Raw genomic sequence first — 7,485 nt, 5'->3', positions numbered from 1 at the left:
CCCGTCGCTGAAATCGGTTTTGAGTTGTGATGCCACAGATAATCACCTCTTTTATTCGGTTTTGAGGCTCACTAGCTCAACCAGAACCGTCGCTGAAATCGGTTTTGAGTTGTGATGCCACAGATAATCACCTCTTTTATTTGGTTTTGAGGCTCACACACCCATCTTATACCCGGGCAAACACCATATTTAAGAGTCATTTTTTCTCTATCAACAGGGGTGGGCGACGCAATGTACATTATAAAGTGAAAACATGATTACCAATCAATTTGGTCAGTTTAGATAACCAGATCTATTAAATTGCGAGGATTCTCTACATCTCACCTCTGTGATTAGGTTTTGAGGCTCACCAACTCAACCAGAACCGTCGCTGAAATCGGTTTTGAGCTGTGATACCACAGATAATCACCTCTTTTATTCGGTTTAGAGGCTCACACACCCATCGTATACCCGGGCAAACACCATATTAAGAGTCATTTCTCTATCAACAAGGGTGGGCGACGCAATGTACATTATAAATGTAAAAACATGATTACCAATCAATTTGGTCAGTTTAGATAACCAGATGTGATTAGGTTTAGAGGCTCACACGCCCATCTTATACCCGGGCAAACACCATATTTAAGAGTCATTTTTTCTCTATCAACAGGGGTGGGCGACGCAATGTACATTATAAAATGAAAACTTGATTACCAATCAATTTGGTCAGTTTACATAACCAGATCTATTAAATTGAGTGGATTCTCTACATCTCACCTCTGTGATTAGGTTTTGAGGCTCACCAGCTCAACCAGAACCGACGAAGAAATCGGTTTTCGGTTGAAAGGCCACAGAAATTATCCTTCGGTTTGACTTGTTACGAAGCCTTGATCCTAGTAGCGCTAGATCATCGTGACTGGACCATGCACAAAGCCCGATGTCGACATATCCAAGCGATGCACCACCTGAATATCTGAAAAATCCACGACTAGGCGACTCCACATACTGTCGTAATGCTCTGGTAACCTCCCAGGAACTGAAAGTAAGCCAGCAGGTTTATTTACCACAAGAATATCGTCATCTTGATAAACAATATCAATCCAGGGGTCACGCGGTGGTGCGTAATGTTCTAACGCCATTCTAGCCTCTAGTTACTGTTAAATAATAACTTATGGTCAAGTTGTTTATTAAAAAATACAATTTAAGTCTTTTTTGTACATAAAAGTTGACGACCTTACAAAACATGGTATTGATAGGGGAACGGAAAATAAGAAGTCAGCATCAAAGGAAAAATGATGGAAAGTACGGTTAAAACTACAACAACAAAAGCACCAACCTCTGCTCCCCTATCAACGTTAATTCGGTCTCTTGGCCCAGGTATTATGATGGCAGCAGCTGCTGTAGGTGGTTCTCACTTAGTCGCCTCAACCAAGGCGGGTGCGATTTATGGTTGGCAGCTTGCCGCTCTCATTATCCTCGTTAACGTATTTAAATATCCATTCTTCAGAGCCGGCATCCAATACACGCTAGGAACGGGTCAAAGCTTGGTGGAAGGTTACTCTAACCTAGGTCGCCCTTACCTTGTGATCTTTTCTATTTTGAGTGCTATTTCAGCCGTTGTGAATACCGCAGCCTTACTGTTATTCAGTGCAAGCTTACTTAGCTACTTTGTTCCTTTTGATTTGGCCACCAGCACATTGTGCATGATCGTTTTAGCGACCTGTTTGATCATTCTATTCGCCGGCCATTATCGCGCTCTCGACACGCTATCTAAAGCGATCATGGCGATCTTAACCATCACAACCTTAGCTGCAGTCGCCATTGCTATCGGCTCTCCAGTCGAACCTGATGCTGCTTTTGTTCCACCGTCGCCTTGGTCATTGGCTGCTATTGGTTTTATCGTGGTGACCATGGGTTGGATGCCTGCGCCTATCGAAATATCAAGCATCACCTCTATGTGGCTAAAAAGCCAAAAAGAGAAGCAGGAAGTGACCGCACAATCAGCGCTGTTCGACTTTAACGTTGGCTACATTGGTACGGCGCTGCTTGCTTTAGTATTCGTTGCGTTAGGCGCGCTAGTACTTCACGGTTCGGGAGTTGAACTGTCTCGCTCCGGTGTTGGCTTTACTCATCAATTGGTCGGCATCTACGCTTCGACAATTGGTGAATGGTCTCGCCCGTTAATCGCTCTTATCGCTTTCTTCTGTATCTTTGGTAGCACCATTACCGTTATCGATGGCTACTCACGCGTGCTTGCTGAATCACAACGTCTATTATTCAAAAAAGATTCAAGCCCAAGAATGCTGCAAGGCTGGATAATCATTGTCTCTATCGCGGCACTCGCGATTGTGATGTTCTTTAGCGCAGCACTGATGCCTATGCTCGATTTCGCAATGGTACTCGCGTTTGCAACAACGCCATTCTTCGCTCTGCTTAATTTCATCTTGGTCAACAAAGCTAAGCTTCCAGAAGCGCTAGCCATTGGCAGCAAACTAAAATGGTTGTCTGTAGCAGGTCTTGTTTACCTATTTGGTTTCCTAGCGGTATTTGTTTGGTGGAAGTGGTTAATGTAACCAGCTACTTGAATTGTTAATTAAGCTACAGATACAAATAAGGCCTTCATAATGAAGGCCTTATTTCGTTGAAGCATTTCGCTAATTCAAAACTAGTTGTGAGAAACCACAATCAAGCGTAATGAATCTAGCTGAACCTGAGCTTTGCTGATGTAACCGGTCAGTTCATTGATTTGAGCTTCGATTACCTCTAGCTCTTCATCACGAATATTAGGATTCACGGCTTTAAGCGCTTGTAGACGCTCTAATTCACCGTTCAGGTTAGTCTGCATATCTCGTTGAGCTTGTTCACGCACTTCTTCCACTTTAGGAAGTACGTGCGTCTCACCCGCTTCGATTAGCTTGTGAATTTCACCTTGTACCGAGTTAACTAGCTTGCTCGCTAGGTGACGGTTTACAGGGCTTAATTGACGGTTAAAGCTGTCGAACTCAACCTGAGCTGATAAGTCATTACCACGGCCATCCATCATCAAACGAATTGGCGTCTTAGGCAAGAACTGGCTGATACCGCTGCGTTTCGGCGCTTGCGCATCCACAAGGTAAACCAGCTCAAGCAGGATAGTACCCACTGGCAGCGCTTTGTTTTTCAGTAGTGATACCGCTGATGCACCAACACCTTCACTCAGTAGCAGATCGATACCGCCCTGAATCATTGGGTGTTCCCAGCTAATGAAGTTCATGTCTTCACGAGAAAGCGCAGTATCACGATCAAATGTGATGGTTGCGCCTTCGTATGGTAAGCCTGGGTAGCTTGGCACCATCATGTGCTCAGACGGCGTTACAACCAGAGCATTCTCACCCTTGTCGTCTTGGTTCAAGCCAATCGTATCGAACAGGCTTAGTGCAAACGTTACTAGGTTAGTGTCGCCGTCAGTCGAGGCAATCTTCTCTGCAATTTCATGCGCTTTGTCGCCGCCGTTTGAGTGCATTTCTAATAGGCGATCACGGCCTTTTTCTAGATCTGATTTCAGGCTTTGATTTAGCTTGGCAGACTCTTCAATCACTTCATCAAGTTGCTCAGTGTTACCAGAAGCCAGCATCTCGATAAGAACATCTGAGTACTTATCGTAAACCGTGCGACCCGTTGGACAAGTTTCCGCAAATGCATTCAGACCTTCATCGAACCAACGCGCAAGGATCGCCTGTGATGTGCCTTTTAGGTAAGGAACATGAATGTCGATATCACGCAGCTGACCGATACGGTCCAAACGGCCAATACGTTGCTCAAGCAAGTCTGGGTTGAATGGAAGATCGAACATCACAAGTTGGTTAGCGAACTGGAAGTTACGACCTTCAGAGCCGATTTCACTACAGATAAGAACCTGAGCGCCGCCCTCTTCTTGAGCAAAGTAAGCCGCAGCTTTATCACGCTCTAGAATCGACATGCCTTCGTGGAATACGGTTGCACGCACACCTTCACGCTCACGCAGTGCTTGCTCTAATTGAAGAGCCGTACTTGCACGAGAGGCGATCACTAGGATTTTCTCGCTGCGCTTGTCTTGGATCTTTTCAATCAACCAGTTAACACGTGAGTCGAACTGCCACCAGCTTGAATCTTCACCTTCAAACTCTTGGAAGATCTCTTCTGGATACAGCATCTTCATTGCACGAGCTTCGGGAGCCATTTTGCCACCGATCATGCCAGATACACGCATTGAGGTTGTGTACTGCGTTGGAATCTCCATCGGCAGTAGGTTTACATTACGCTTAGGGAAGCCTTTGATTGCAGCACGTGTGTTTCTGAAAAGAACACGGCCGGTACCATGGCGATCCATAAGGTTATCAATCAATTCTTGGCGAGCTAACGCTTGCTCTTCTTCGCTGCTATCACCTTCAATCACACGGAACAGAGGCTCAACATCTTGCTCAGAAAGCAGTTCCGTAATCTGGTTCTTCGCGCTGTTTTCAAGCTTCACTCCAGAGAACAGAGCCGTTACTGCATCAGCAACCGGTGCATATTGGTCTTCTTCTTCAACGAATGCTTCGTAATCGTAGAAGCGATCAGGATCAAGCAGACGCAGACGTGCAAAGTGGCTCTCACGACCAAGCTGTTCAGGCGTTGCTGTTAGTAGTAGCACACCAGACGTATTTTCCGCTAAGCCTTCAACCACTTGGTATTCACGGCTTGGTTTGTCTTGGCTCCACTCAAGGTGGTGCGCTTCATCGACAACCAACAAGTCCCACTCGCCTTCAAGTGCTTGCTCGTAGCGCTTACGGCTCTTACGTAGGAAGTCCAAAGAACACAGAACGTACTGCTGGGTATCAAACGGGTTGTCTGATTCAGCAAACGCTTCAATACAACGCTCTTCATCGAAGATAGAAAAATGCAGGTTGAAACGGCGCATCATCTCTACTAACCATTGGTGTTGTAGAGTTTCAGGAACCACAATCAGAATGCGTTCAGCACGGCCAGACAGCACCTGTTGGTGGATGATCATGCCCGCTTCGATGGTTTTACCTAGGCCCACTTCATCAGCCAGTAAAACGCGCGGAGCGTGACGACGACCCACTTCATGAGCGATGTATAGCTGATGAGGGATCAAGCCAGCACGCATACCACACAAGCCACGCATCGGGCTCTTGTGTTGTTGGTACTGGTTGCTTAGCGCACGGTAACGCAACACAAAGTTATCCATACGGTCGATTTGACCTGCGTATAGCTTATCTTGTGGCTTGTTAAAGCGGATCTGGTTGCTTAAGAAGATTTCACGCAGAGTGACTTCTGTTTCTTGGGTATCTTCGCGAGTACCTAAGTAGGTTAGCAGCCCTTTGTCTTCGATAACTTCTTCGACAGACAGAGACCAACCTTCTTGGCATTCGATGACATCGCCTACATTAAACGTTACTCGGGTTACGGGAGCATCAGTACGTGCATAAACACGGTTTTCTTCTGACGCTGCAAACATTAGTGTCACTGTGCGAGCATCCATTGCTACAACGGTACCTAAACCTAAATCGCTCTCCGTATCGCTTATCCAGCGTTGCCCCAAAGCAAATGTCATGAATCGACTACCTCAATCTTATAGTTGGAATTTGGTCTTCTTAACTGCAGTTTTAAACAAGAACATTATCGCTCCTGAACTAAAAATATAGCCAAAAATGTCTAGTTTGCAGCCACTTTTTAAGTGCGCTCTCAATAATAAATATCTCGAGAAAATGGTGCAGAAAAAGGTCGCTAATCTTACTCGATGCTGTGATTTAGGTCACGCCTAAAGGAGATGATTTCATGCTTTTTTTCTGTTTTCGCCAGTGCAATCAAACTGTCAAAAATTCATGGTTAATCTATAGGTAGCAGATTGCTGCTCTCAAACGAATACACCATATTCACTCGTAACGATATGGTGCTGTTCCTCTAGATGAAGTTTAGGTGAGTAGTTGACTATCACCAGAATCAGATACTAATCTTTATATGAGCTTTATCTACGTTCAATGAATGCAAGGCAAGCCGCACGTCGGCAAGGAGATGCTATGGGCGAGACCAACCGGAAGCTATTTGTTTTAGACACCAATATCCTACTTCACGAACCCTTCGCTATATTTTCTTTCCAAGAGCACGATGTCGTTATCCCCATGACAGTGCTAGAAGAACTCGACAGAATCAAAGACAGTAAAAGAGACGTTGCTCGAGATGCGAGAATTGCGATTCGAACGCTCGAAGACCTGTTCAGGGAAGCCACACCAGACCAAATATCGGAAGGCATCCCTTTTTCTAAAGACATAAATGCATCTGGCAGTATTTCAATACTCGCTGACTACGAACTTCAAGAAAGCATCAAAGCCTTTGCCGATGACAAGGCGGGCGATAACCGAATCCTCAACGCTGTCCTCTATCTTCAAAATAAACGCGCACCACGCGAAGTGGTTCTCATCACCAAAGACATCAATATGCGTTTACGAGCAAAAGGCGCCGGTGTACGTTTTGTTGAAGACTATCAAACTGACCAACTGATTGATGATATCCAATACCTCACCAAAGGCTTCCAACAACTGGAAGGCTCATTTTGGGATGGTATCGATAATGTCGAGAGCAGAAGTTTAGGCGGCAAGACGCTGCACACCTTAGCAAGAGCGCCGTTCGAGCCAACCTTCCTCAACCAATATGTGATTGACGAAGAAAGTGACTTTGCCGCTCGAGTCGAGGAGATTGAGCCGGAAAGCATTACCCTGAGAGACCTCAGCCGCGAAAGATTGATGAATCGCAGAGCATGGGACATCACACCAAAGAACGTCTATCAAGGCATGGCGATTGATGCGCTGCTCGACCCTGATATTGATCTTGTGATTCTCACTGGCGCCGCAGGTAGTGGTAAGACACTGCTTGCTATGGCTGCTGCACTTGAACAAACCATTGAACGTAAGCAATTCGATAAGATCATCGTAACCCGCAACACCCCTGATATTGGTGAGTCGATAGGTTTCCTTCCGGGTACAGAGGAAGAGAAAATGTTGCCTTGGTTAGCCGCAGTGACCGATACACTGGAAGCGCTGCACAAGAACGACCACTGCACAGAAGGCTCGATGAAGTACATCTGTGACAAAGCCAATATCCAGTTCAAATCAATCAACTTCATGCGTGGCCGCTCGATTCAAAATGCCTTTGTGCTTTTGGATGAGTGTCAGAACCTCACCGCTTCACAGATAAAAACCATCATCACCCGTTGTGGTGAAGGTACTAAGATCGTCTGCTCAGGTAACTTAGCGCAGATAGATTCTTCTTACCTAACCCCTGTGACTTCAGGCTTAACCTACATGGTTGAGCGTTTTAAAAACTTCGAAGGCAGTGCCAACATCCACCTCAATGGTGTGGTGCGTAGCCGACTAGCTGAGTTTGCGGAAGAGAACATGTAGTAACTCTATACGCTCACTGAATCAGTAATCTAATCGAGTAGGAGGAGGCCTCACGGCCTCCGTCCTCTCACACCACCGTACAAGC

Annotated in this window: 3 protein-coding genes and 1 pseudogene; 2 read left to right on the top strand and 2 right to left on the bottom strand. The window is 45.8% G+C overall.

All coding sequences use genetic code 11. From position 1 onward, the window contains the following. Positions 1–905: 905 nt before the first annotated feature. Positions 906–1,118: pseudogene (locus AB6F11_RS21220) on the bottom strand (pseudouridine synthase); the annotation flags it as partial. Between the two features lie 156 nt (positions 1,119–1,274). Between AB6F11_RS21220 and AB6F11_RS21215 the strand changes: the two are divergent. Then, positions 1,275–2,552, top strand: coding sequence for an NRAMP family divalent metal transporter (locus tag AB6F11_RS21215; RefSeq protein WP_102394417.1), 1,278 nt, complete (start codon positions 1,275–1,277; stop codon positions 2,550–2,552). A gap of 92 nt (positions 2,553–2,644) precedes the next feature. Here the strand turns inward: AB6F11_RS21215 and rapA are convergent, their stop codons facing one another. Then, positions 2,645–5,554 carry an RNA polymerase-associated protein RapA gene (gene rapA / locus AB6F11_RS21210; protein ID WP_017062952.1) on the bottom strand — a complete coding sequence of 970 codons (2,910 nt, stop codon included), beginning with the start codon at positions 5,552–5,554 and terminating at the stop codon, positions 2,645–2,647. 466 nt (positions 5,555–6,020) lie between these two features. Between rapA and AB6F11_RS21205 the strand changes: the two genes are divergently transcribed. Continuing rightward, the gene (locus AB6F11_RS21205) at positions 6,021–7,400 is read left to right on the top strand and encodes a PhoH family protein (RefSeq protein ID WP_017062953.1); all 1,380 of its coding nucleotides are present in this window, start codon (positions 6,021–6,023) and stop codon (positions 7,398–7,400) included. Positions 7,401–7,485: the final 85 nt, after the last annotated feature.

Source organism: Vibrio sp. 10N.247.311.14, from assembly GCF_041467715.1.
Lineage (GTDB): Bacteria > Pseudomonadota > Gammaproteobacteria > Enterobacterales > Vibrionaceae > Vibrio > Vibrio crassostreae_C.
Note: the sequence above shows the minus strand (reverse complement) of the source record. Positions and strands in the feature narration are given on the sequence as shown.